This window comes from Candidatus Goldiibacteriota bacterium, from assembly GCA_016937715.1.
GTDB lineage: Bacteria > Oederibacteriota > PGYV01 > PGYV01 > PGYV01 > PGYV01.
In genome coordinates, this window is the sequence record JAFGWA010000035.1 from 1 (window position 1) to 22,936 (window position 22,936).

The following is a 22,936-nucleotide window of genomic DNA, read 5'->3' on the forward strand; positions in this document are numbered from 1 at the left end:
AAAAGCCCGGACCGGATGTTCCGGACCGGGCTGGTTGAATATTTTTAGGCTTATCAGTTATATTTTCTTCTAATTTCAATTTCCGCTTTAAGCCAGTCGCCAAGTTCGTCGCCTGCTTTTCCTGCGGCTGTCCTTTTTCTGTATATTTCATCCGCCATTGCATGGATCTCTTTCTGAATAGCTTCTTCTGAAGGTTTCTGGCGCGGTTTCTTTTCGTCTTTTGACATTTATTCCCTCCTTCATTTATGTAGTTCTTATAATTATTATAGCCCATAGAAAATATTAAGCAAGAGAATAAAACCCGAGGGACCGAGGGACGGATGCACGGAGGGACAGATGCAAAAACAGAAGACCTAAGGGACAGAGGGACAGATGCACGAAGAAACGGATGCAAAAACAGAAGACCTAAGGGACAGAGGGACAGATGCACGAAGAAACGGATGCAAAAACAGAATGTCAGATGCTTGGATGATTAGAGGCTTGGTAAAAACAACTAAATCTTAAAGTTATCATTTATCGCTTATGCTTATCTGCTTATAGCTAAAAACGCTTTCTTTTAAAAGGGTGCGGATACCTGACCTAAAACTTCCGTCCCTCTGTCCCTCCGTGCATCTGTCCCTCGTGTTTTCCGCTTACTCCAGCCTTGATTCCCTTTTCAGTTCCTTATAATCATCAAACCAGTAAGCTTTGGGATTGCGTTTTGCTATTATAAATTTGGAACTGTCTATTTCTTTCTTTGCCCTGTGATATTTAAAAAATATCCTGTTATCCGTCAACCCCACTATTTCTATCTTACCTGTGGCGTGCGACATTACAAACTTTGCCCTTTTTGCAAGCCCCGAACAATATGACTTTGCCTTTTCAAATATCCTGTACCCTTCTTCCACCGGTACTGCAAAATCCTTATTTGCAAGCGTTGGCCTGCACTGAAAAACATAATATGGCGGAACCCCCATAAAAGAAAGTTTGCGTAAAAGCTGCGCCATTATCTGAACATTATCATTAATCCCCCTTAAAAGCGGAGTCTGATTTGCCATTATAGCGCCGGCTCTGATAAGTACATTTACCGCCTTTATCGCTTTGGGCGTAAGTTCGCGCGGATGGTTAAAATGCACCATAAAATATATCTTTCTTTCATCTTCGGAGTATTTTCTGACCATTGCCGCAAAAGAAGGGTCTTTTAAAATTCTGTCAGGATTATACGCCGGCATCTTTGTGCCTATCCTGATAATATGCGCGGTTTTAACTTTTCTTAACTTGCCTATTATTTCGCTTAATTTTTTTGTCGGCAACATTAACGGATCGCCGCCGGTCAGCAGCACATTGGTTATTTCTTTATGCTTTTTTATATAGGCCGCTGCTTTATCAATATCCACACAGCCGGCTTCGCCTTTTTTTATGAATATGCGTTTTCTGAAACAGAACCTGCATATACTGCCGCATGTCCCGCTTACCAAAAGCAGGGCTGTTGACCTGTATTTATGCTGCATCCCGGGCATTACAAGGTTTGACTTTTCTTTTGAAGGGTCATAACTTCCCCACTTGTCCATTTCAAGAGTCTCAGGAATAACTATTCTGCGAATAGGGTCTTTCTTATTTTTCCAGTCTATCAGCGATAAGTAATAGTCATTAACTTTGAACTCGTACCTATCCGTTACTTTTTTCAGATTTGTTTTTTCTTTTTCCGAAAGCCCTTTGATTTTACCGATATCTGTGATGTATTTCATAAAGCACCTCCTTTATTATTGCATAACCACTATAAAAGATACGAGGGATGATGTAAAGGATTAAAATCTATAAAATCTGAGGGACGGCGGCTCGGCGGCTCGGCGGCTCGGAAGGTCGGAAGGTCGGCGCGATCTCCGCTTATGCTTATCTGCTTATAGCTTAAAACGCTTTCTTTCAAAACGCACTTCCGCGGGCTGAAGACCCGCGTCTACCACTTCTTAAATCTAAAACAAAACAGGGGTTGGGTGTATTTTTTCAGTGCGTGCCGCGTAAGCATACTGCATATACGGCAAAGGCTGTTTAATGCAGCGCCGGCAGATTTGTATGTGCCGCAAATTCCCGGCTGCAAACGACGTTAACCTTACTGTTGATTTCAGATATGTTTGAATACAAACATACCAATTTGCGGCGCGTGCTGAAAAAATATACCCAATCCCTGTAAAGAACACGAGGGACGGAGGGATATCGAGATTCGAAATTCGAGATTTGAAAATTTGAAGAACACCTAAGCAGAAGCGGAAGGGCGATAATACCGAGGGACTGAAGTAAAGGCAAAAACAAATCAACTGTCCCGCCTGCTTCAGCTCACAAGCTCGCTTCATTGCCGGGATTTCCGCTTCGCAGGCTCGCTCCAACCGCGCCCTGAAAGGACGCGCCTACCGGATCTAAACCAAGCCTCTAAGCATCCAAACTTCCATGCATCTGCCTTACTTAGACATATCAATCAAATCCCTTATCTTCCCAAGCATCTCCGCGGCTTTGGCGTTTGAAGGGTCAATTGCCAGTACTTTTTCGTACCACTGGCGCGCGTCCATGTACCGCCTTTCCTCAATTTCTTTGGAACCATTAGCCATATATTCCTTTATTTTGGCATCCTTAATTCCGGGATAAACTTTTTCCGCGTTTTTAATCATTTCAATTCCTTTCTTTGTCTCACCCTTCGCCAAAAGAGCGGCAGCTTCGTCAAATTTTACTCCTGCAGCTTTTCTGTTCAGCATTAGCGTAATGTCCGACGAAAGTTTTTCAGCGCTTTCATCCCCTGTCTTCATTGAAAGAAGCGCCTTTACTTCTGCCTGCGCTTTCTCATAATTGCCTGTATTATAGTGGTTAAGCGCTGACAGATACAGCTGCCCGTATGTCACATTCATAAAATTTTCCGACATCTTTTCTTTATCTTTTATAAGCCCGCTTTTTTCCTGAATAAGTTTCTTTTCCCGCTCTGTCGGCACTTCGCCAAACCGTGCCGTCACTCCAAAATTATGCACCACGCCGATTACCGCAAAAGTTGCGGCATAATCCAGCGTAAAGTTTTCTGTTGTAACCCCGCCGCCCACGGCAGGGCCTGCCTGGTTTATTCCGCCCCTTATTGCCGCAAAATCAAACGGCCTGTATTCAAGCCCGCCGGAATAACGGATGAAAACCTTGCCGTCATTACCCATAAAATCCCTGCCGTCAGACAGTATATTAATAAACAGCGCGTCACCTAATAAAACAAGTTTGGTATCAAACAGGTAAAGCGCTCCGCCCGCCCTCATATTCATGGGATAATCTTCAATTATACTGCCGATTTTCAAAACCGGCCTTGTAATGTTTAACAGTGAAACAGATACCGTAAAAACATCTCCAAAATTATACGTTGTGCCTGCGTCAATTCCAAAACCGTTGGAATTGTATGTATCAAAAGACCTTGTTACAAGTTTAAGTGTAAGGCCGGCTGAAAACGATTCCGTAAACGGATACGCGTATGTCAGCATATAGCAGTCGCTTCTGTCGGAAAAATCCCCTGTTTTTATCCCTTCATCCGTTATCCTTTCCACGCCGTCAGCTTCCAGTTCCACTCTGGAAAACGCAAGTATCCCATATTCCCTGACCGGAAGCGCGAAACTTATAACGTTATACGCAATACCTTCTGACGGTGTCATGTAATAAAATGACAGTTCTGTGTATTTGACAGAAGTGACAAGAGCGGGATTAAAATACGCCCCTGACGCGTCGCTGCTGTCAGCAGAGCTTGAATTAGCAAGCCCGGCTGACCGCGCGCCTGAACCGCCCGCGTATAAAAAGCCGCCTGCAGCTCCGCCGTCATCCGACGCCTGTAACAAAACAGGTGAAATAAACATAAAAACAAACAGCAGTAATTTTATCATTAAGTTTTTCATAACGCCCCCCTTCATCTTAGCACCGCGATTTTTCTTTTAAAAACTTTATCGCCGGCTTTAACCTTGACAATGCAGATATAAATTCCGGATTCAACCGTCATCCCTTCGTTATTCTTTCCGTCCCATTCCACTTTATTTTCATATCCGTCAGATACGCCTTTGCCGCCTTCTTTACCCGGCTGAAAGGTGTATTTTTTTACAATTTCAGAAAACGGCGTCATGATTGTAATTGTGACTTCTGTATCTTTATAAAGCGTATATCTGATACCCGTATTTTCAGCGCCCGGCCTGAAAGGGTTCGGATAATTTGTAAGGCTTATCTCGTTTGTTGAATCCGGGCGCGCGTTGTATTCAATTTCCACCTGATCAACGGACGGAGATACGGTAACGTCCTCTGTATTTAAAAGCATTTTATATCTTATATATCTTTTATTGCCAAATTCACCGGGCAGAATTGTGCCGGCCGGGTCGGTAAACCAAGTACCTGCGGTTCCGTCAGGGCCTATAAAATTCCATGTCTGATTGTCATTATTCGCGGCAATCTGTATTCTTACGGCATCAATACCTGCAAGCACAGGCTGGGTTAAAGGCAGCCACGATAACTTTGTGAATGTTGATGCGGCTTTCGTGTCAAATGACGGAGATAAATATTCCCCGGCCGCGGCGTATAATGTGGAATAGGAATCCGCCATGTAAAGCATAAGGTCTTTTGTCCTGTTGTAATCAGACCAGGCTCCGCCGGTTGTATACACAAGATAAGAATCCCTTCCCCCAAAAGAAGCGGATGCCAAAGCATCTTCGCTGAAAACGGAATTCTGCGAAGGATTCTGGTATATCTCATTGCCTTTAAGCACATAATACTGAGATGAACCGGAGCCGGCGGAACTGAAAGATATTCTGTATTTATGCCCCGCCTGAAGGCTGAGCGGATTAATTAAAGTATGGCTAACCCATGAAAATACATCCAGGATTTCTGACTTTAAAATAAACACCTCGTTATCCACAAGCATTAATTCGTTAAGCGGGTCTGTTACATCCTGAATTATTATATACAGATGCGCTGCAGGCGCTGACCCGCCCGTATATTTGGCGTAAATACGCACTTTGGAAATTATAGTATCTGTCTTTATATCAAATATCTGCCCTGCAAGATTGGTACCGTAAACGCTGTTATCTTTATGCAGATTGTACGGGTTTCCTATATAGCTGACAGGGCGTCCCAAAGAATCAAGATAAAGCCCTGCCTGATCAAGGTATTCAAGGACAAATACAGGCTGAGAATCTATGTTAGGTGTCCAGTTTGTACCCGAATCAACGGTATTTAAAACCATCTGATAAGTATCAGCTTCCCCTGATGTTGCATAAAACAGGTTATTTGGCGTTGTAGCCCTTGTCCTTAAATAGTTGGACCCGTCCTGGCCGGCTGCCCCTTCAACGTAAATATGATAAGGAGTGGAACTGTTAAGGTACGCGTCCGCGGCGAATGTCACCCTTGTATAATACGCATTGCCGGATGCAAGCGTATTGTGAATTTCATTATAATTACCGGGTGCAAGCCACTGTGAAAAAGCAGGTGAAGTGCCGCCGGCTGAATCACTTACTATACCGCAGAAATATGAACTTTGTGTCCCCATCCAGTACCCAAGTATTACAGCCGCAGTGACTGTCAGATATTCAGGCACGGAAAAAGCCATTGCCGCCCTGTTATCCGCGGTGTTTAAATAATATTCATTTGATCCATTTATAATAAAACCGTTGCCCGGCAGTGCGTAAAGGCCGGACGTAAGGCTTAAAGAACCATCCGCCCCTGTATTAATGACGCTTACGGCGTTTAAGGAGCCGCCGTAAAAATCAGAATCAGTGGTCTGCCTTATGGTATCTGCCGTGGATATTACGGGCAGAATTACAGCCAGAATTAAAATAAATAATATTTGTCTCATATATTCCCCCTTTATTTTTTTATTACAACAAGAGATAAAATATTTTCCGCCTTTGCGGCAGTTTTAGAGGATACCCCGGAATACCTTGCGTTTTTAATCCGTGTTAAACTTTTTAACGCAGCAGCGGCTATTTTTCCGTCGGAATCAGAAACCGCTTTTAAAAGAATGTTCACGGCTTTTTCCGAAGGCAGCCAGCCAAGCACATACATTGCGGCAACCCTGTGCTGCCTGTCGCCTGAAGCCATTTTTTCCAGCACTGCTATTCCCTTATTGAAATTAAACCTGCATAATGCCCTTGCGGCATTCGCTGATACAAGCGCGTCTTTATCCGATATTAACGGGTCCAGAAGCCTTATTGCCGCTTTTTTCTGCCCGTCATTACCGAACATTTCCGCTTCCAGAATTATCAGCCCTTTTGCGCGTACCGCGGAATAAGGATTTTTTAACAGCCTTTCCATCTCTTCCGGGGCTTTGGAAAGCCCTGCAGATATAAGAGATGCCGCATAAGCGGGATCTTTGGCAGTCTCCGGCATTTTATTTTTTCCCTCCGATAATGCCCATTTAACGCGCTCTAATTCAACGCGCTGGGAATATATATCACGTTCTCTTGCTTCCGCAAGTTTATCAAACCCCCGCAAAACAGCAAAAAACAACAGCAGTATTCCAACTCCAAAAGCAGTTATTAACCCCGTTATTTCCGCCCTTGAAAGGCCGGCTTTTGCGCCTGTATCCACGGGGGATTTGTTTTCAAGATAAGCGCCAGCCATAAATTGAACAAGTTCTTTCTGCTCTGCCGCTCCCTGTAATTTTGAGTCCGGCCTGTATCTCTCTTCAAACGCGGCCTTTACAAACAGATACAGCCTGTCCACCTGTTTGTCATCAGGCAGAAGTTTTTTCGCGTTCTTTATATCAATAAAACTCTTTTCTATTTCCCCGGTATAAAAATAATCAGACGAACGCTGAACAAGCAGCCTTGCCAGGATTTTTTTTGCATTATCATTATCCGGCAGATATTTCAGGGATTTTTCCATTGAAATGATTGCTTCATCCCTGCTTCCCCCAAGATATTCGCTTACCGCTTTATCATAGAATATCTGCCCAAGGTTTCTGTCATCCCCAAAGGTATAAGAAGATAAACCAAGACACACGCCGCCAAATAACACCAGAATAAGAATATACCTGTGCTTCATCCTGCCCCCCCTTATATCAAAGCCTGTATTTAAACCGCAGCCGTTTTTAATTTCTTACACCAGCAGGATTCATGTCGGTTTTTTAGAAGGATGTTCCGTGTATAATTGCATACCAAATATACCATACGATTCGCCATTATCAAAATTCGGGAGAGAAGAAAACAACTACGAGGGACGGAGGGACAGATGCACTGAGGGACGAAAGTAAAAACAAAAACAAATAAACTACCGCGGGCTTAAGACCCGCGTCTACCAAATTAAACCAAGCATCCAAGCCTCTAAATAAATGTCTTCCTGTGCTCTATTATAAAAGTTTCAATCATTTCCCTGTCATTCTCTTTTAATATCATAAAATCAAGTCCGGTTATGTATCCTTTTAGGGGTTCAACCCATCTTACATTTGCAACTTCACAGAATAATACTGTTTTTGTATTTTCCTGATTTTCCATCATTATTTCCACTTCAATAACATCTCCGGGTTCGGGTTTTTCGGGAAGAATAACACTTATCCCCTTTAATGATATGTCATGAATTTTAGCATCTTTCTTTTCCGTTGAATTCTCACTTACATAATCATTTATCAGATTATATAGAATCTTATTTTCCATTTTAACCCTGCTGTGTGACCTTCTTTCATCTATCTTATGTATAGTCATTGCCATCACCTCAACTGACAGTATGCATATAGCATGCCCGAATTTCTTCAGTTGAAACGATTGAATTTGCCTTACGAAAACGCTGTACGTGCCATACGGCACACCCTGAATTCAAAGTGTCCCATACGGTACATACAGCGAAAATTAATTTTTGGAGGTTTTTTTCTTTTTTATAGGTTTAGCCGCATCATCAGATGCCTTGTGCGTTACATTTACATGCTTTTTTAAATACTGCCCTGTGTATGATTTGGCGCACTGCATTACTTCTTCCGGCGTGCCTTCAACCACTATATTGCCGCCTTTATCCCCGCCTTCAGGGCCAAGGTCAATTACATAGTCGGCATTTTTTATTACATCAAGGTTGTGTTCAATTACAATAACGGTATTGCCGCGCTCTACAAGTTCATTTAAAACATGAAGCAGTTTTTCAATATCAGCAAAGTGTAATCCCGTCGTCGGTTCATCAAGAATATAAAGTGTCTGCCCTGTGGACCTTTTGCACAATTCTGTTGCCAGTTTTATCCTCTGCGCTTCGCCTCCGGACAGCGTGGTGGCTGACTGGCCAAGTTTAATATAGCCAAGCCCCACTTCATCCATGGTCTTTAACACCCTGTAGGCATTGGGAATATTCTGAAAAAACACCATTGCGTCTTCCACCCGCATATCAAGTATTTCGTGGATATTTTTGTTTTTATACAATATCTCAAGCGTTTCCCTGTTGTACCTTTTTCCGCCGCACTCTTCACAAGGCACATACACATCCGGCAAAAAGTGCATTTCTATTTTGATTATACCGTCGCCGGCGCATGCTTCGCAGCGGCCGCCTTTTACGTTAAAACTGAACCTGCCGGATTCATACCCGCGCATCTTTGACTCTTTTGTTTCGGAGAAAAGGTCCCTGATTTCGCTGAATACACCGGTATATGTGGCCGCATTAGACCTTGGCGTCCTGCCTATCGGGCTTTGATCTATCTCTATGACTTTATCAATATGATGCCAGTTATTCAGTTCCTTATACCCATCGGGTTTGTAATTTGTATGGTAAACCTTATGCAGAAGCGCGGGATAAAAAGTTTCCCCTATAAGCGATGACTTACCCGAACCGGAAACCCCGGTCACGGCGACAAACGAACCAAGCGGAAATTTAACTGAAACGTTTTTCAGATTATTGGTGGTAACCCCTGAAATTTCCACAAATTTTTCGGCCGGCCTTCTCTGTTTATTAACCTGTATTTTATCCCTGTTCATCAGGTAGCCCGCGGTAAGCGAATTTTTGCATTTCATTATTTCTTTAAGCGTTCCCTGGCATACCACTTCGCCGCCGTGAACACCCGGCCCCGGACCCATATCCACTATGTAATCGCAGTGAAGCATCGTTTCTTCATCATGTTCCACGACAATAACCGTATTTCCAAGGTCGCGCAGGTTCTGAAGCGCCTGTATAAGTTTCATATTATCGCGCTGATGAAGCCCTATGCTGGGCTCGTCCAGAATATACAGCACACCCATAAGCCCCACGCCTATCTGATTGGCAAGGTGTATCCTCTGGAATTCCCCGCCGGACAGCGTGCCCGCCTTACGTTCAAGCGTAAGGTAAGAAAGGCCCACGTTTAATAAAAATTCCAGCCTGCCCTTAATTTCTTTAAGTATAAGTTTGGCGACAGCCGCATCCCTTTCATTAAGTTTAAGCGTGGTGAAAAATTCATACGCCTTTTCAATGGAAAATTCCGTCGCTTTAATAATGGATTTTCCGTTTATTAAAACCGATAAACTTTCAGGTTTTAATCTTTTGCCTCCGCAGACATGGCATGGTTTTTCGCTCATATATCTGCCCAAAATATCTTCTCTTATTTTTTCCGTGGAAGTTTCACGATACCTTCTTTCCAGAAAAGGGACAAGGCCTTCAAATCCGCCGGTGTATTTATATTCTCCGTCGTGCGACTTATATTTATAATCAAATTTAATATCCTCTTCAAGCCCGTACAGAATGGCTTTTTTTGCTTTTTCCGGCAGTTTTTCAAAGGGCACGTCAAAACTGAATTTCAAATGCCTGCCCAGAGACGCCAGCATCTGCCAGTAGTATCCGTCCTGATTGCGCCACGGCTTTAACGCGCCTTCCTTAAGCGACAGTTTTGGCTCCAGAATTAATTTTTCATCCACCTGAATCTTTGTCCCAAGCCCCGTGCATTCGGAACAGGCTCCAAAAGGATTGTTAAAAGAGAACATTCTTGGCTGCAGTTTGGCCATTGAAAAACCGCACTTTGGACAGGACAGTTTTTCCGAAAAAAGCGTGTCTTTTTTTGTATTAAAATCCGTTATAATCACAGCGCCTTCAGCAAGCTTTATTGCAAGTTCCACAGACTGTGTTAGCCTGCCTTTGATATCAGGTTTAACTTCAAGCCTGTCCACCACTATCTCTATGCTGTGTTTTTTATTTTTTTCAAGTTTTATGTCCGTATCAAGTTCTTTAAGTTCGCCGTTGACCCTTACCCTTAAAAAACCCTCTTTTTTTATTTTATCAAACAGCTGATGGTATTCGCCCTTTCTTCCGCTGACTACGGGGGCAAGTATCATTATTTTAGCGTCACGCATATCTGTCAGTATCTTATCCACTATCATCTGAACAGTCTGCGACTTAATAGGAGTACCGTCATTCGGGCAGTGCGGAACGCCTATGCGGGCGTATAATAATCTTAAATAATCATAAATTTCGGTTATTGTACCGACCGTAGAACGCGGATTATTCCCCGCGCTTTTCTGTTCAATGGCAATAGCCGGAGAAAGCCCTTCAATTACATCAACATCAGGCTTCTGCATCTGCCCCAAAAACATCCTTGAATACGCGGACAGCGATTCCATGTAACGCCTTTGGCCTTCGGCATATATGGTATCAAACGCCAGCGATGACTTGCCCGAACCTGATACGCCGGTTAGAACAATGAACTTATCCCTTGGGAGTGTTATGTCAATATTCTTTAAATTGTGTTCACGCGCGCCTTTAATTACTATATCTTTTGCCATATTTAAGCTCCTGTAAAATCAAAATAGTTACGAACATTTATTATATCAGAAAAAAACAGGATTGATAACAAACTTAAACTTGACGCGGGGAAATGGCAGGTTTAATTCTCGAGTATTTTAATTACCGCGGACGGATCTGTAAGGCGCCCCTCTTTAATAATGGCTTCAACCCTATCATACGCAAACTGCCTTGTCTTTTTGTCTTTTGATTTTACGTAAATACCCGCCCAGTATTCCGCTGCAAACTGCGGGGTTTTTATCTGCTCGTAAATATTGCCAAGAATGCGTTCCACCACAGCAGGATGGTCTTCAAACCTTAACGCGTCTTCAAGAAGTTTTATGTATTCCCCCTCTTTATTGTCCTGCTTAAACAAAATCGCGCCAAGATAAAGCCTAAGCTGCCACATCTTAGGGTTAAAATCCAGCCCTTTTCTTATTATCCTTAAAGCCTCATCCACCCTGTCCAGGTTAAAAGCAAGTATGGAAGAACCATAAGTATAGGCAAAAGAAAAATACGGATCCACATCAGTGATATCATCAATATAAACCGCCAGTTTTTCATGCCTGTTAACATTCTGGCTTCTGTCGCCGTAATACTGAAGAAAATTTATATATTCAATATCCCCCGCAAGCGACCGCAGCCCGAAGCCCGCGGCGCCAAGATGAAGAAATTTCTTGTAAGAATCAGGGTTTATAAAATACCATGAAGGCTGATTGCCAAAAACTTTATCCGCGGCTTTTTCATTTAAAACAGAGGCGCCCGCCAGCAGGCATAAAAAAAGCGCGGGCAAAATAAACTTTTTCATACTGTCAGTACTCCTTTTTTTCAAAGAAGTAAGCGGCAGCCATAAGAGTGGCGGCCGAATACAAAGCCGCGTAAAGCAGCGTCAGCCCAAGATATTGCGCGGAAAAAAGGCCGGACGGGCTGAAAATTTTATCTTTAAGGTTAAAAAGTTCCAGGTTTGGAATCAGATAATAAAAAATGTTTATCACAATATTTACCGCGGTATTATTTATATTCTCCGAAAGGTATTTAAGGTGTATCGTAAGGTGCCCTAATATATAAACAAAAAATAAAAAAATAACCGCGCCCGGCACAGAAGTGGATATTATACTTAACAGCAGCGCTGTTGAAGCAAGCACCGCAAGGCTTATAAAAATAAGCCCCGCCGCCGTTAACAATTTAAGGCTCCACGGGTCGCCGCCTTTTATCTGTATTATTGCCATAAGCGCCGCAAGCATAAGCAGCACATTCATAAGTATGGTCAATACAATGCCCGCGTATTTGCCGGTTAAATATTCAAGCCTTGACACCGGCTTTACAAGAATCATTGACAGTGTTTTTAATTCCGTCTCTTCAAACATCTGCACGGTAATTGACAGCGCAAGCGTAAGAAAACCAAAAAGCCCGATGGCAAAAAGGCCAAAATCCGTGACCATCTTCACTTCCACTTCCTGCGCAAGTTCGCTGATAACAAGTGCAAAACCTATGCCAAATACCGCGAACATAATAAGGACGTTTAATATTTTATTCCTGAAACTCTGCTTAAATATATATTCAGCCACCGCCGCTATGCGCCTCATTTCAGTTTACCTCCGACCGTTTTCACAAAATACTTTTCCACTTCGCCGTATTTTCTCTTAATTTCCTTAACTGTTTTTATTTCATTTATTTTTCCGCCGTGAAGAATTGCCACTTTATCGCATATTTTTTCCACTTCACTTAAGATATGTGAATTAAAAAAGATGGTCTTGCCCTGTTTCTTAAGGTTAAGAATAATATCCCTTGTCTCTTTATATCCAAGCGGGTCAAGCCCTGACATTGGTTCGTCAAGCAATAACAGCTCCGGGTCATTTAAAAGCGCCTGGGCAAGCCCAAGCCTGCCCTGCATGCCTTTTGAAAACCCTTTAATCCTTACGTCATTTTTTGTTTTAAGCCCTGTAATTTCAAGCACTTCTTCTATTTTCTTTTTTTTATTTTTTTCATCAATACCGAATATATCCGAGAAATACGATAACACCTCACGCGCTTTTAAATACTTCGGGAAATAAGGCAGTTCAGAAAGATACCCCACCCTTGCACGGACAGAGCGTTGCTCAATTGACCCTCCAAGTATTGACACTGTCCCGTTTGTGGGTTTCAAAAGCCCCAGAAGCACTTTCATAAGGGTGGTCTTGCCGGCGCCGTTTAAACCCAGAAGCCCGAAAACTTCGCCTTTTGCCACTTTAAAAGAAATATCCTGAACCGCGGTTACACGGTCATTTTTCCAGAAATCCTGAGCCTTATAGATTTTTGTAAGCCCGCTTACTTCAATTGCATTCATTTAAGGCCTCCGCCGCTTCATTTTTCTCTTAATTCAGATGAGATAGTGAAATAAAATACCGTGCCCTTTCCCTCTTCCGATTCAACGCGTATTGTACCGCCGTGATGTTCAACCACTTTCTTGCATACAGAAAGCCCGATACCCGTTCCGGGATATTTGTCTTTTGTATGCAGCTGCTGAAAGATTACAAAAACCTTTTCAAAATAGGCCTTATCAATTCCTATTCCGTTGTCCTTAATGTAAAATTCATAAAAACCGTCCTTTTTTTCACAGCCTATTTTTACTTCGGGTTTTCTTTCAGATATAAACTTAAGCGAATTTGCTATAAGGTTCTGAAAAAGCTGCACCATCTGAGTCCTGTCCGCGTAAATAACAGGCAGTTTTGTTTCCACTATTACATCAGCATGAATATCTTCAATTATCAGTTCAAGGCTTTTAATTACCTCTTTTACAAGTTCATCCGTGTTGACATTCATGTATTCAACATTAGACCTGCCAAGGCGCGAATACATAAGCAGGTCGCTTATAAGGCGCTGCATACGCTTGGCTCCATCAGCCGCATAACCTATATAATCCCTGGCGTCATCATCAAGTTTATCCGCGTATTTCTTTTCCAGCAGCTTCACGTAGCTTGAAACCATCCTTAACGGTTCTTTCAAATCATGAGAAGCCACATAGGCAAATTCTTCCAGGTCTTTATTGGACCTTTTTAACTCTTCCATAGCCATTATAATCTTCTGTTCCGCTTTCTTTTTTTCGGTGATATCCCTTGAAACACCCCTGAACATAAGTGTTTTTTCGCCGGCTGTTTCAAAAGGTATAACTTTTGTATCCGCAGCTACCCGCGTCCCGTTCTTATGTATTATTTCGGTTTCCATGCTGATAACTTCTTTATTTTCTGATTTTTTGAATAATTCTATGAATTCATTCCATTTATCTTCAGGTACAAGTTTGCCCCTGATATCAATTCCAACAATCTCCTCCGGTGAATATCCTGTAAGTTTAAAAACCTGCGGATTACTGTACCGTATTATCCCGGACTCGTCCATTTCCCAGATCCAATCCGCCGTATTCTCCGCCATATCCCTGAATTTTTTTTCGCTTGCTTTTAGGGCATCTTCAGTTTTTTTACGTTCTTCAATATTACGCACAACAGCAATCATCCTGTCCTCTCCCGCTATAACTGCTTTTTTCAGGCTTACTTCAGCCCAAAAAGGCTCATTATCCCATGTACTGGCATGCCATTCAAATACCTGCGGCATCCCTGCCGCGGCTTTCATTGAAAATTCTATTTTTCTTTCTTCGGAATCAAAATGTTTACCGTATAACCCCGGTGATAACGCCTGTTCTTTTGTACAACGGTACATCTCCAGCATTTTTTTATTTACATCTACCAGGTGAAAATCTTTAAGGTCGTGGATGAATATGGCGTCATTTACAGAATCAAATATCTCCCTGTAATTATGTTCGGACTGACGAAGTGCCCGCTCTATTCTGAATATATCTTCCATATTTGAAATCATCGCAAACGCGCCGTTGAATTCACCGGCATCCGAAAAAAGCGGGGTACCTTTTATAATAACAGGCGCCTTTGACCCGTCTTTTTTAACAAACTCCATTTTAAAAAGCTCCGTTTTTTGGGACAACTGCGCTTTTAACAGATACTCTTTAATAATCTCGACACTAACCCCTTTAACAAAAATTGAAACCGGCTCGCCTATCAGTTCCTCTTTTGTATATCCCAGAATCCGGCACATTGCCGGATTTATATCAATTGTATTCCCGTTCCTGTCAATCTGCCAGAAACCTTCCTGCGTACTGTTAAGTATCCTTCTAAGATGCCTTTCGCTTTCCACCACGTGCCTTTCCGCAATCTTTCTTTTAGTGACGCTTTTTAACGACAAAAACATAAAAATAAAAATAAGCATTAATCCGGCGCAGCTTATGACGATAATAGTCATAAAAACCGGCCAAAGTTTCGTGTTAATTAATTTTTTTTCCGCGGTCAGGACCGTCCATCCGTTATATCCGGCGGGAATCGCATAATACAGATATTCTTCTTTATCATCTACAAACACTTCATTTTTAAATATCCATTTTACACCGGATAAACTTAAACCTTCAAAACGCCTTACGTCTTCCGGCCATTGACTTTTTTCCAATCCGTTAATATCCACGGTTTTAAAAAGCAGTTCTTTCTTATTTGAAGCAAAGACAATACCTTCGGGAGTTATAAGCATGGCCATACCGCTCAACGCATTCATTATCTTTTCTATCTCTTCCATACCCATTTTAACGGCAATAACTATCCGCTTGTTATTAACATTCATGGCTCTGGAACAGTATATTCCCCTTTTTCCGGTTATCACCCCAAGAGCGGAATAAATATAATTACTGTCTGTTCCCGCGTTTTTAAAATACGGCCTGAATGAAAAGTTTTCCCCCACAAGCGATATGCCTTCAGAAACAGCCGACGCGAATACTGTCCCTCTGCCGTCCATAATATAAATAAGATCCACATTTGTTGAAGCCGCCAGCACATTAAGCATTGACTGCATTTCACGGTTTGAAACATTGCCGTTGATTTCAAGCAGATTAATAAAATCTTCGCTCAATCTGAGCGAATCAACAATAGCATTCAGTTTTACAAATATTTTGCCTTCAATAAGGCCAGAAAGCCTTTCCGCTTCTCTTCTGATAACTCGTTTTTGGCTCTCTGTCTCCATCTTAAAATAAATAACCGAAATAAAGACAATTCCAATAAAAACAGATAAAATAAAAAATATGGCGGGAATTCCAAAAAACTCCCTGTTTTTAAACAAATTCAACTTAATTTTACCGGCCATAAAACCCCCCTGTTTTTTGGGTCTATGTCCCTATATGCAGCGGTTCCACTATTTTCTTTATCAGCACTATTGCCGATAAAGATGTCAGATAACTTGTCTTTGGATTATTAGGCGAAGGGAAATTTTCCGTTATCGCCCTGAACCTTCCAAAATCGCCTTCCACAATAAGTTCATGCTTATTGGTGCTTACAAAAGGATCCGCTATTATTTTTACCCTTGTTGCATCCGGGCCTATTCCGGCTATGCTTAAAGTGGCCGCCACATTTATGTTGGCGGGAAAACCTATTACAGCTTCCCTTGCCGTTCCGTCAAAAATTACAGTTTCAGTTACAATATCATCAGGATTAATCCCTTTATCTTCAAGATATTTAACCCCTTTAAACGCTTTTGGCGGTTTTCTTGTTATAAGCGTGACCTGTTTTAAACCCCGGTATTTGGCGGCATCCAGCCCGTCTATGCCGACCACAGCGCCCGAGGGTACATATACATTAATCAGCTTGCTTCTTGCCTGCTCCACCAGATCCATATTTTCCAGCACGCCTCCGGCGCTTAAAAATACTATATCCCTGTTATATTTAATTGCCAGTTTAAAAATATCAGTTACCGCCGCTTTCTGCGCGCATTCCACGACAAGATCGCACTTTTTAATCAGTTTTTCCATGTCAAGTGAAGCCGGTTTTACCTTTTTAAGTTTTGAAACAAGCAGATGATACTTGGACTTATCCGTATCACAGCACGCTTCAAGAATTACATTAATATCGCCGTTATCAACCGCGCAGGCTATCTCTGTGCCTATTGCGCCGCACCCTATTATCCCAAGTTTTTTTTGTTTTCTAAACAGCATTATTTTTTCACCCTTTTCTTCTGTATTTTATTATTTTCATCAACTTTGACAATTTTTGCCTCTTTAGTTAATACCTCTTCTTCATTCACAAATCCATAAGCAACAATAATCACTTTATCGCCTTTTTCCACCAGCCTGGCCGCGGCGCCGTTAACACAGATTTCTCCTGAATTTTTTTTACCGGCAATCACATAAGTTTCAAAGCGCTTTCCGTTATTAAGGTCAAGCACATGCACTTTTTCATTCACATATATGCCTGCAGCTTCCGCAAGCACAGTATCTATAGTAATACTTCCTTCATATTCCAGGTGTTTATCAGTTACTGTGGCGCGGTGAATCTTTGATTTAAGCAGTTCTATCATCATCCTTTTTCTCCTCCGTTCATCCGGGACAGATTAATCATTTGTCCTGATAATTGTATTGTCTATCAGCCTTGTTTTACCCACAAATATCGCGGCAGCAATCAGCGCTTCCCCCGATATTTTATCCGTTTTTTCAAGCGTGTACGGGTTTACCACTTCAACGTAGTCTATTTCAACTTTTTCTTCCTTTAATTTTCTTTTTATTTCCCTTACAATTACAGCAGCGTCGCGCTCGCCAAGTTCTGCCATGCTTTCCGCCATCTGAAGAGATTTATAAAGAACCGGAGCCGTGTTGCGTTCTTCAGGCGAAAGGTATGAATTTCTGGAACTTAAAGCAAGGCCGTCTTTTTCCCTTGCCGTGGGGCATATTACAACACCTGTGTCGTAATTCATGTCCCTTAACATTTTGGTTATTATGACCGCCTGCTGCATATCCTTGTGCCCCAGATACATTTTATCCGGTTTAACAGCGTTTATCAGTTTCGCGACAACAGTGGTTACGCCTTTAAAATGCCCCGGCCTTGAAAGCCCGCACAGCACTTTTGCCATTTCGTTTTCCACGCTTAAATATGTGGCATACCCTTCCGGATACATTTCATCCGCCAAAGGTATAAACACACAGTCCACGCCCTTAATTTCTTCAAGCAGCGAAAGGTCGCGCTCTTCATCACGCGGATATTTCGCAAAATCTTCATTGGGCCCAAACTGCGCCGGGTTTACAAAGATACTTACCACAACCTTTGTGCATTCCTTTACCGCGGCCTTCACAAGCGACAGGTGGCCTTCATGCAGATAGCCCATTGTAGGTACAAAGCCTATGACATGAGGCGTTTTTCTTGCCGCCCTTTTTATGGCATCTGAATATTTCTGCATTTCGCTGATGTTCCTTATTATCTTCAAAAAACCTCCGCTAAAAACTGTGTTTTTTTCCGGGAAACTTTCCCGTCCTTACTTCACCGGAAAATTTTGTTATATCAGCTAAAACTCTTTTACCAATATTATCATATCGTTTAACAAATTTCGGGGTAAAATCCGGAAAAAATCCAAGCATATCATGGGTAACCAGCACCTGCCCGTCACACTTTACCCCGCTTCCTATCCCTATAACCGGCACACCGACAGCTTTTGTTATCGCGGCGGCGGCGGATGCTTTAACTTTTTCCACTGTAATTGCAAAAACACCCGTTTTTTCAAGCGCAGCCGCGCTTTGAATAAGTTCTTTTTCTTCCTTATCTGTTTTTCCAAGAACCGGATATCCGCCGTATTTTTTTACCGACTGCGGCTGAAGCCCAATGTGCCCCATGACAGGTATTCCAATTTCTATAATGGCTTTTACCTGCGGAATTATTTCAATCCCGCCTTCTATCTTTAAAGCATGCGCGCCGGATTCTTTTATTATTCTGCCGGCGTTTTTCTTAGCCTCGCTTACGGACGCCTGATATGACATAAACGGCATATCGGTGACAATAAAAGTATCCGGAGCCCCTCGCTTAACCGCTTTTGTATGGTAAATCATGTCATCCACGGTAACGGGAATTGTCTCTTTTTTGCCCTGAAAAACCATTCCCAGCGAATCGCCTACAAGTATTATATCAACCCCCGCTTTTTCAAGCAGAAAAGCGGTGATATATTCATACGCCGTCAGCATGACTATTTTTTTACTGTTTTTTAATGCGGTTATGGAGTTTACGTTAAGCATATTATTTCATTCTTGGCGTATAGTAGTTTATCCCGCCCTTAATATTAAGAACGTAATCCCTGATAATTTCGTAAGCTTTCCTGTCGTTAACAAAATCAACTTCATCCGTGTTTACAATAACAAGCGGTATACTTTTTGAAAAATGCGAAAAGAAATAATTATACGCCTCTGACAATTCGCTTATATAATCCTTGCTTATTGACTTTTCATATTTTCTGCCGCGTTTTTTTATGCGCTCCATAAGTGTATCAACGCTGGCCTGCAGATAAATAACGAGGTCCGGTTTTAAAAGCGATCCTTCATCAACCACCGCTTTGTGTATTTTTTCATATAAGGATAGTTCATTTTCTTCAAGCGTCACATAGGCAAAAAGACGGTCTTTATCAAGGATGTAATCCGCCACAACTCCAGAATCAAAAAGATCCATCTGTTTTAAAGGTTCCTGCTGTTTTATCCTGTTAATAAGGAAAAAAAGCTGCGTCTGAAAAGCATAACTGCCCATGTCTTTATAGAATTTTTCAAGAAAAGGGTTGTTATCCACCTGTTCTAAAACAGGTTTCGCCTTTAAATCTTCGGCAAGCATACGGGCAAAAGTGGTTTTGCCGGCCCCAAGCACGCCTTCCACAGCTATGTAATGAAAATTATTCATTAACCGCTCCGATTCTTAATATTTTTTCTTCTTTTTTGCAGTTTTCAAGCAGTTCTTTTACGCTTGTTTTAAAAGCCCTATGCCTGAATCCGCCGGCTATTTCATTCAGCGGAACAAGCACAAACAGCCTTTCAGCAAGCCCGATGTGAGGTATAGTAAGCCTGGCGCTATTAACCATTATATTACCATAAAAAATGATGTCAATATCAATTATGCGGGGGCCCCATCTGCGCCCGGAATCGGCATTCCTGCCCATTTCCCTTTCTATGCGTTTGATTATGTCAAGAAGTTCAAAGGGCGGCAGCCGTGTCTTTGCCTGAACTGCGACATTTAAAAAATCGGGCTGCTTTTTATAACCAAATGGCTCTGTTAAATAAAGAGATGATATTTTTTTAACTTTAATATTATTTTCGCCAAGTTTTTTTAACGCCTTTTTAATGCTGCTTTTTTTACCGCCTTTGTTGGCTCCCAGCGAAAGAAATACCTTCATTTAACGCCTCTTTTTAAAACTTCAGGTTCTTAAGCCTTTCCAGCGCCTGATGAATTACCGGTTCTTCAACAGTCAGCGCTATTCTTACATATTTATCGGCGGACGGCCCAAAACCTATTCCGGGAGTCAGCACAAGCCCCGCTTCTTCAAGCAGTTTTGACGCAAACTCCATGGATGTGTATTTTCCCGGTATTTTTATCCATAAATATAACGTCCCTTTTGATTCAATAACTTCATATCCAAGAGCGCGCAGCCCGTTTGTAAATACTTCAGCGCGCTTTTTATAAAGCTGCCTTATTTCCTCTTCTTCTTTTTCGCATTCCAAAAGAGCCCTTGCGGAAGCTTCCTGCAGCGCGGAAACGGTTCCGGAATCCATGTTTTCTTTTACAAGCGCCAAACCGGCGATAATTTTTTCGCCTCCTGCCGCGAACCCGACTCTCCATCCCGTCATATTATAAGTTTTGGACATGGAATAAAATTCTATAACATGCTCTTTCGCTCCCGGTATCTGAAGCATTGAAACAGGTTTATCTTTTGGGTCAAAATACACTTCCGAATATGGCGCATCCTGCGAAATTATAAACCCGTACTTTTTCGCCTTTGCGACTGCCTTTTCATAAAAATCAAGGCCGGCCATTGCGGAAGTGGGATTATTCGGATAATTCAGGTGCATTATCTTTGTTTTCTTATAAACATCTTCGGGTATTGCTTCCAAATCAGGCAGAAAACCTGTTTCTTCCTTCAAAGGCATAAAATACGGGGTTCCTCCGGATAAAATTGTACCTGAAGTATAACCGGGATATCCCGGATCAGGAATTAAAACGATATCGCCCGGGTTGACAAAAGCCAAAGGAAGGTGCGTTATCCCGTCCTTCGCGCCGATTAGCGCCATTACTTCGCTTTTATTTACAGCGACTCCAAACCTTTTTAACATCCACTTTACAACCGCTTCCTTAAACAGCCCGCTTCCGCTTCCGATGGGATACGGATGGTTCTCTTTTTTGTCGGCAGCTTCTTTTATAAATTCAAGAATCTTTTTCGGAGTCGGCCTGTCAGGGTCGCCTATCCCGATGTTTATAATACTTTTCCCCGCTTCAATAGCGGCCTTTTTCTTTCTGTCAATTTCCGCGAATATGTAAGGCGGAAGTTTTTTTAACCTGTCTGCAAGTTCCATTTTTTCCTCCTGAATTTAAATAATTAGCAGCTTAACGAATTAAGCAATTGATATTAAGATTCTTACCTTCTAATAAAAAACCAATAAATCCTTTATTGTAGAGACGCACCATGGCGCGTCTGCCTTTAAAAACAAGACGCAATGTATTGCGTCTCTACATTAGAAAACAAACATCAAAATCCGCAGGCAAAAGACCCGTATCAAACAAAACAGTTTATCCTGCCAAACTTCAGAGCTGCCGAGCCGCCGAGCTGCTTTCTTCCGCTACTCCACAAAGTTCGTAAGCTTTCCTATCCCTTCTATTTCCACTTCCACCACATCGCCTTTTTTAAGCGCGCTAATTCCCGCAGGAGTTCCTGTAGAAATTATATCCCCGCGGTACAGCGTCATAACAGAAGATATAAAGCTTACAATTTTTTTCGTCTTAAAAATAAACTTTGAAGTATTAGAGTTCTGTTTAACCTCGCCGTTTAAAAGCAGCCGTATGTCCAGATTATCCGGGTCTATGTTTTTTCTTACAAAAGGCCCGACAGGCCCGAAAGTATTAAAGGACTTGGCCCTTGTCCACTGCCCGTCTTTTTTCTGCAAATCGCGCGCGGTAACATCATTAAAACAGGTAAAGCCAAGAATATTATCCATTACCTCATCTTCGTCTATGTCATTTATCTCATTCTTTATAACTATCGCAAGTTCGGCTTCAAATTCCACCTGACTGCTCTGCTGCGGAATCACTATTTTCCCGCCGTGCCCTATAATTGTGGTAGCCGGTTTTATAAAAATAACCGGTTCTTCCGGTATTGCAAAGCCCATCTCTGCCGCATGATCGCTGTAATTTAACCCCATACACACTATCTTAGTGGGTTCCGAAGGCGGAAGTATCTGTACGTTATCCGCTTCAACTATTTTATCTGTTATATTATACTGCGTGAACATGTCGCCTTCAATTTCCAGAAAATTCCCGTCATTGCCGACAAGCCCCCACTTGATTTCATTTTCCGCGTTTTTATACCTTACATATTTTGACATTAATACCTCTTATTTAATTTAATTAAACCGCGTATTCCTTATAAACCAAGCACATCTTTCATCGAATACAATCCTGCTTTTTTTCCATTAATAAACTTTGCCGCTTTTACAGCGCCTGCCGCCAGGGCATCTCTTGAAAAAATAGTGTGCTTTATTTCAAGCTTATCTTCATCGCTCATGTACATTACAGTATGCTCGCCTATTACTCCGCCGCCGCGCACCGCAAATACACCAAGCTGATTTCTTGGCCTCTCATTGTCGCGGCCATCCCTGCCGTATATGACGTTTTCATCGTAATCAAGGCCTTTAGCGTCCATTATTACCTGCGCGCAGGTAACCGCAGTTCCCGAGGGCGCGTCTTTTTTATGGCGGTGATGCGATTCCACTATATCAATGTCATAATCATCTTTCATTATTCTGGTAACCTGATCCAGAACTTTCCACATAACATTTACGCCCACGCTGTAATTGCTTGCAAAAACCACGGGAATCTTTTTTGCCGCTTCATCAATTTTTAAAAGTTCTTCTTTTGTGAATCCGGTTGTGGCAAGTACATGCGCCTTTCCCGCGGATGACAATATTTCCAGCGCTTCAAGCGATGCCTGCGGCACGGAAAAATCTATGTAAACATCAATATCATTAACAACAGATTCTAAATCATCTGTTACTTTAACACCCTCAACTTCTTTGCCGACAAGTTCATGCCCTTTTCTTTCAACAAGTGCGGCTATCTTAAAATCTTTACCCCTGGATATTACCGCTGCAACTGACTTTCCCATTCTGCCCGCGGCTCCTGAAATTCCTATACGTATCATAATTTACCTCCGC

General features: G+C 42.1%; 20 protein-coding genes. All 20 read right to left on the reverse strand.

All coding sequences use genetic code 11. The features are described 5' to 3' along the window. Nucleotides 1-53 precede the first annotated feature (53 nt). The 20 genes from JXR81_04170 to JXR81_04265 all read right to left on the reverse strand — a co-directional run bounded on the left by JXR81_04170 (nt 54) and on the right by JXR81_04265 (nt 22,923). Nucleotides 54-227 carry a hypothetical protein gene (locus JXR81_04170; protein ID MBN2754043.1) on the reverse strand — a complete coding sequence of 58 codons (174 nt, stop codon included), beginning with the start codon at nt 225-227 and terminating at the stop codon, nt 54-56. 405 nt (nt 228-632) lie between these two features. Beyond that, the gene (locus tag JXR81_04175; protein MBN2754044.1) at nt 633-1,727 is read right to left on the reverse strand and encodes a KamA family radical SAM protein; all 1,095 of its coding nucleotides are present in this window, start codon (nt 1,725-1,727) and stop codon (nt 633-635) included. Between the two features lie 708 nt (nt 1,728-2,435). Further along, nucleotides 2,436-3,887 carry a hypothetical protein gene (locus JXR81_04180; GenBank protein MBN2754045.1) on the reverse strand — a complete coding sequence of 484 codons (1,452 nt, stop codon included), beginning with the start codon at nt 3,885-3,887 and terminating at the stop codon, nt 2,436-2,438. Between the two features lie 11 nt (nt 3,888-3,898). Beyond that, on the reverse strand, nt 3,899-5,827 hold the full coding sequence (locus tag JXR81_04185) for a hypothetical protein (protein ID MBN2754046.1): 1,929 nt from the start codon (nt 5,825-5,827) through the stop codon (nt 3,899-3,901). Nucleotides 5,828-5,838: 11 nt separating this feature from the next. Continuing rightward, nucleotides 5,839-7,017, reverse strand: a complete 1,179-nt coding sequence (locus JXR81_04190; protein MBN2754047.1) for a HEAT repeat domain-containing protein — start codon at nt 7,015-7,017, stop codon at nt 5,839-5,841. A gap of 278 nt (nt 7,018-7,295) precedes the next feature. Continuing rightward, nucleotides 7,296-7,673, reverse strand: a complete 378-nt coding sequence (locus tag JXR81_04195; protein ID MBN2754048.1) for a PilZ domain-containing protein — start codon at nt 7,671-7,673, stop codon at nt 7,296-7,298. A gap of 144 nt (nt 7,674-7,817) precedes the next feature. Next, nucleotides 7,818-10,694: an excinuclease ABC subunit UvrA gene (gene uvrA, locus JXR81_04200; GenBank protein MBN2754049.1), complete on the reverse strand. Its 2,877-nt coding sequence runs from the start codon at nt 10,692-10,694 to the stop codon at nt 7,818-7,820. Between the two features lie 101 nt (nt 10,695-10,795). Next, the gene (locus JXR81_04205) at nt 10,796-11,500 is read right to left on the reverse strand and encodes a hypothetical protein (protein MBN2754050.1); all 705 of its coding nucleotides are present in this window, start codon (nt 11,498-11,500) and stop codon (nt 10,796-10,798) included. A gap of 4 nt (nt 11,501-11,504) precedes the next feature. Next, nucleotides 11,505-12,278 (reverse strand): ABC transporter permease subunit, encoded by a 774-nt coding sequence (locus tag JXR81_04210; protein ID MBN2754051.1) that lies wholly within the window; start codon nt 12,276-12,278, stop codon nt 11,505-11,507. Further along, complete coding sequence (locus tag JXR81_04215; protein ID MBN2754052.1) at nt 12,275-13,018, reverse strand: ABC transporter ATP-binding protein; 744 nt, start codon at nt 13,016-13,018, stop codon at nt 12,275-12,277. The genes JXR81_04210 and JXR81_04215 overlap by 4 nt, the downstream gene beginning before the upstream one ends. A gap of 17 nt (nt 13,019-13,035) precedes the next feature. Then, nucleotides 13,036-15,864 carry a PAS domain S-box protein gene (locus JXR81_04220; GenBank protein MBN2754053.1) on the reverse strand — a complete coding sequence of 943 codons (2,829 nt, stop codon included), beginning with the start codon at nt 15,862-15,864 and terminating at the stop codon, nt 13,036-13,038. Between the two features lie 22 nt (nt 15,865-15,886). After that, nucleotides 15,887-16,708: an aspartate dehydrogenase gene (locus JXR81_04225; protein MBN2754054.1), complete on the reverse strand. Its 822-nt coding sequence runs from the start codon at nt 16,706-16,708 to the stop codon at nt 15,887-15,889. Then, a complete protein-coding gene (locus JXR81_04230) occupies nt 16,708-17,073 on the reverse strand; it encodes an aspartate 1-decarboxylase (GenBank protein MBN2754055.1) in 366 nt (121 codons plus the stop codon). The genes JXR81_04225 and JXR81_04230 overlap by 1 nt, the downstream gene beginning before the upstream one ends. Nucleotides 17,074-17,103: 30 nt before the next feature. After that, nucleotides 17,104-17,970, reverse strand: coding sequence for a pantoate--beta-alanine ligase (locus JXR81_04235; GenBank protein ID MBN2754056.1), 867 nt, complete (start codon nt 17,968-17,970; stop codon nt 17,104-17,106). A gap of 10 nt (nt 17,971-17,980) precedes the next feature. After that, a complete protein-coding gene (gene panB / locus JXR81_04240) occupies nt 17,981-18,769 on the reverse strand; it encodes a 3-methyl-2-oxobutanoate hydroxymethyltransferase (protein ID MBN2754057.1) in 789 nt (262 codons plus the stop codon). Nucleotide 18,770: 1 nt separating this feature from the next. Next, on the reverse strand, nt 18,771-19,418 hold the full coding sequence (locus JXR81_04245) for a deoxynucleoside kinase (GenBank protein ID MBN2754058.1): 648 nt from the start codon (nt 19,416-19,418) through the stop codon (nt 18,771-18,773). Then, a complete protein-coding gene (gene folK / locus JXR81_04250) occupies nt 19,411-19,908 on the reverse strand; it encodes a 2-amino-4-hydroxy-6-hydroxymethyldihydropteridine diphosphokinase (protein ID MBN2754059.1) in 498 nt (165 codons plus the stop codon). Before folK ends, JXR81_04245 begins: the two co-directional genes overlap by 8 nt. Before the next feature lie 13 nt (nt 19,909-19,921). Further along, on the reverse strand, nt 19,922-21,082 hold the full coding sequence (locus tag JXR81_04255; GenBank protein ID MBN2754060.1) for an LL-diaminopimelate aminotransferase: 1,161 nt from the start codon (nt 21,080-21,082) through the stop codon (nt 19,922-19,924). 264 nt (nt 21,083-21,346) lie between these two features. After that, a complete protein-coding gene (locus JXR81_04260; GenBank protein ID MBN2754061.1) occupies nt 21,347-22,108 on the reverse strand; it encodes a fumarylacetoacetate hydrolase family protein in 762 nt (253 codons plus the stop codon). A 38-nt stretch (nt 22,109-22,146) separates the two neighbouring features. Beyond that, nucleotides 22,147-22,923, reverse strand: coding sequence for a 4-hydroxy-tetrahydrodipicolinate reductase (locus JXR81_04265; protein MBN2754062.1), 777 nt, complete (start codon nt 22,921-22,923; stop codon nt 22,147-22,149). Between the last annotated feature and the right edge of the window lie 13 nt (nt 22,924-22,936).

Bases quoted from the DNA above. Each gene is read 5' to 3' on its own strand.
- JXR81_04170 (MBN2754043.1), bottom strand. From the start codon at position 227: ATGTCAAAAGACGAAAAGAAACCGCGCCAGAAACCTTCAGAAGAAGCT.
- JXR81_04175 (MBN2754044.1), bottom strand. From the start codon at position 1,727: ATGAAATACATCACAGATATCGGTAAAATCAAAGGGCTTTCGGAAAAA.
- JXR81_04180 (MBN2754045.1), bottom strand. From the start codon at position 3,887: ATGAAAAACTTAATGATAAAATTACTGCTGTTTGTTTTTATGTTTATT.
- JXR81_04185 (MBN2754046.1), bottom strand. From the start codon at position 5,827: ATGAGACAAATATTATTTATTTTAATTCTGGCTGTAATTCTGCCCGTA.
- JXR81_04190 (MBN2754047.1), bottom strand. From the start codon at position 7,017: ATGAAGCACAGGTATATTCTTATTCTGGTGTTATTTGGCGGCGTGTGT.
- JXR81_04195 (MBN2754048.1), bottom strand. From the start codon at position 7,673: ATGACTATACATAAGATAGATGAAAGAAGGTCACACAGCAGGGTTAAA.
- uvrA (MBN2754049.1), bottom strand. From the start codon at position 10,694: ATGGCAAAAGATATAGTAATTAAAGGCGCGCGTGAACACAATTTAAAG.
- JXR81_04205 (MBN2754050.1), bottom strand. From the start codon at position 11,500: ATGAAAAAGTTTATTTTGCCCGCGCTTTTTTTATGCCTGCTGGCGGGC.
- JXR81_04210 (MBN2754051.1), bottom strand. From the start codon at position 12,278: ATGAGGCGCATAGCGGCGGTGGCTGAATATATATTTAAGCAGAGTTTC.
- JXR81_04215 (MBN2754052.1), bottom strand. From the start codon at position 13,018: ATGAATGCAATTGAAGTAAGCGGGCTTACAAAAATCTATAAGGCTCAG.
- JXR81_04220 (MBN2754053.1), bottom strand. From the start codon at position 15,864: ATGGCCGGTAAAATTAAGTTGAATTTGTTTAAAAACAGGGAGTTTTTT.
- JXR81_04225 (MBN2754054.1), bottom strand. From the start codon at position 16,708: ATGCTGTTTAGAAAACAAAAAAAACTTGGGATAATAGGGTGCGGCGCA.
- JXR81_04230 (MBN2754055.1), bottom strand. From the start codon at position 17,073: ATGATGATAGAACTGCTTAAATCAAAGATTCACCGCGCCACAGTAACT.
- panB (MBN2754057.1), bottom strand. From the start codon at position 18,769: ATGCTTAACGTAAACTCCATAACCGCATTAAAAAACAGTAAAAAAATA.
- JXR81_04245 (MBN2754058.1), bottom strand. From the start codon at position 19,418: ATGAATAATTTTCATTACATAGCTGTGGAAGGCGTGCTTGGGGCCGGC.
- folK (MBN2754059.1), bottom strand. From the start codon at position 19,908: ATGAAGGTATTTCTTTCGCTGGGAGCCAACAAAGGCGGTAAAAAAAGC.
- JXR81_04255 (MBN2754060.1), bottom strand. From the start codon at position 21,082: ATGGAACTTGCAGACAGGTTAAAAAAACTTCCGCCTTACATATTCGCG.
- JXR81_04260 (MBN2754061.1), bottom strand. From the start codon at position 22,108: ATGTCAAAATATGTAAGGTATAAAAACGCGGAAAATGAAATCAAGTGG.
- JXR81_04265 (MBN2754062.1), bottom strand. From the start codon at position 22,923: ATGATACGTATAGGAATTTCAGGAGCCGCGGGCAGAATGGGAAAGTCA.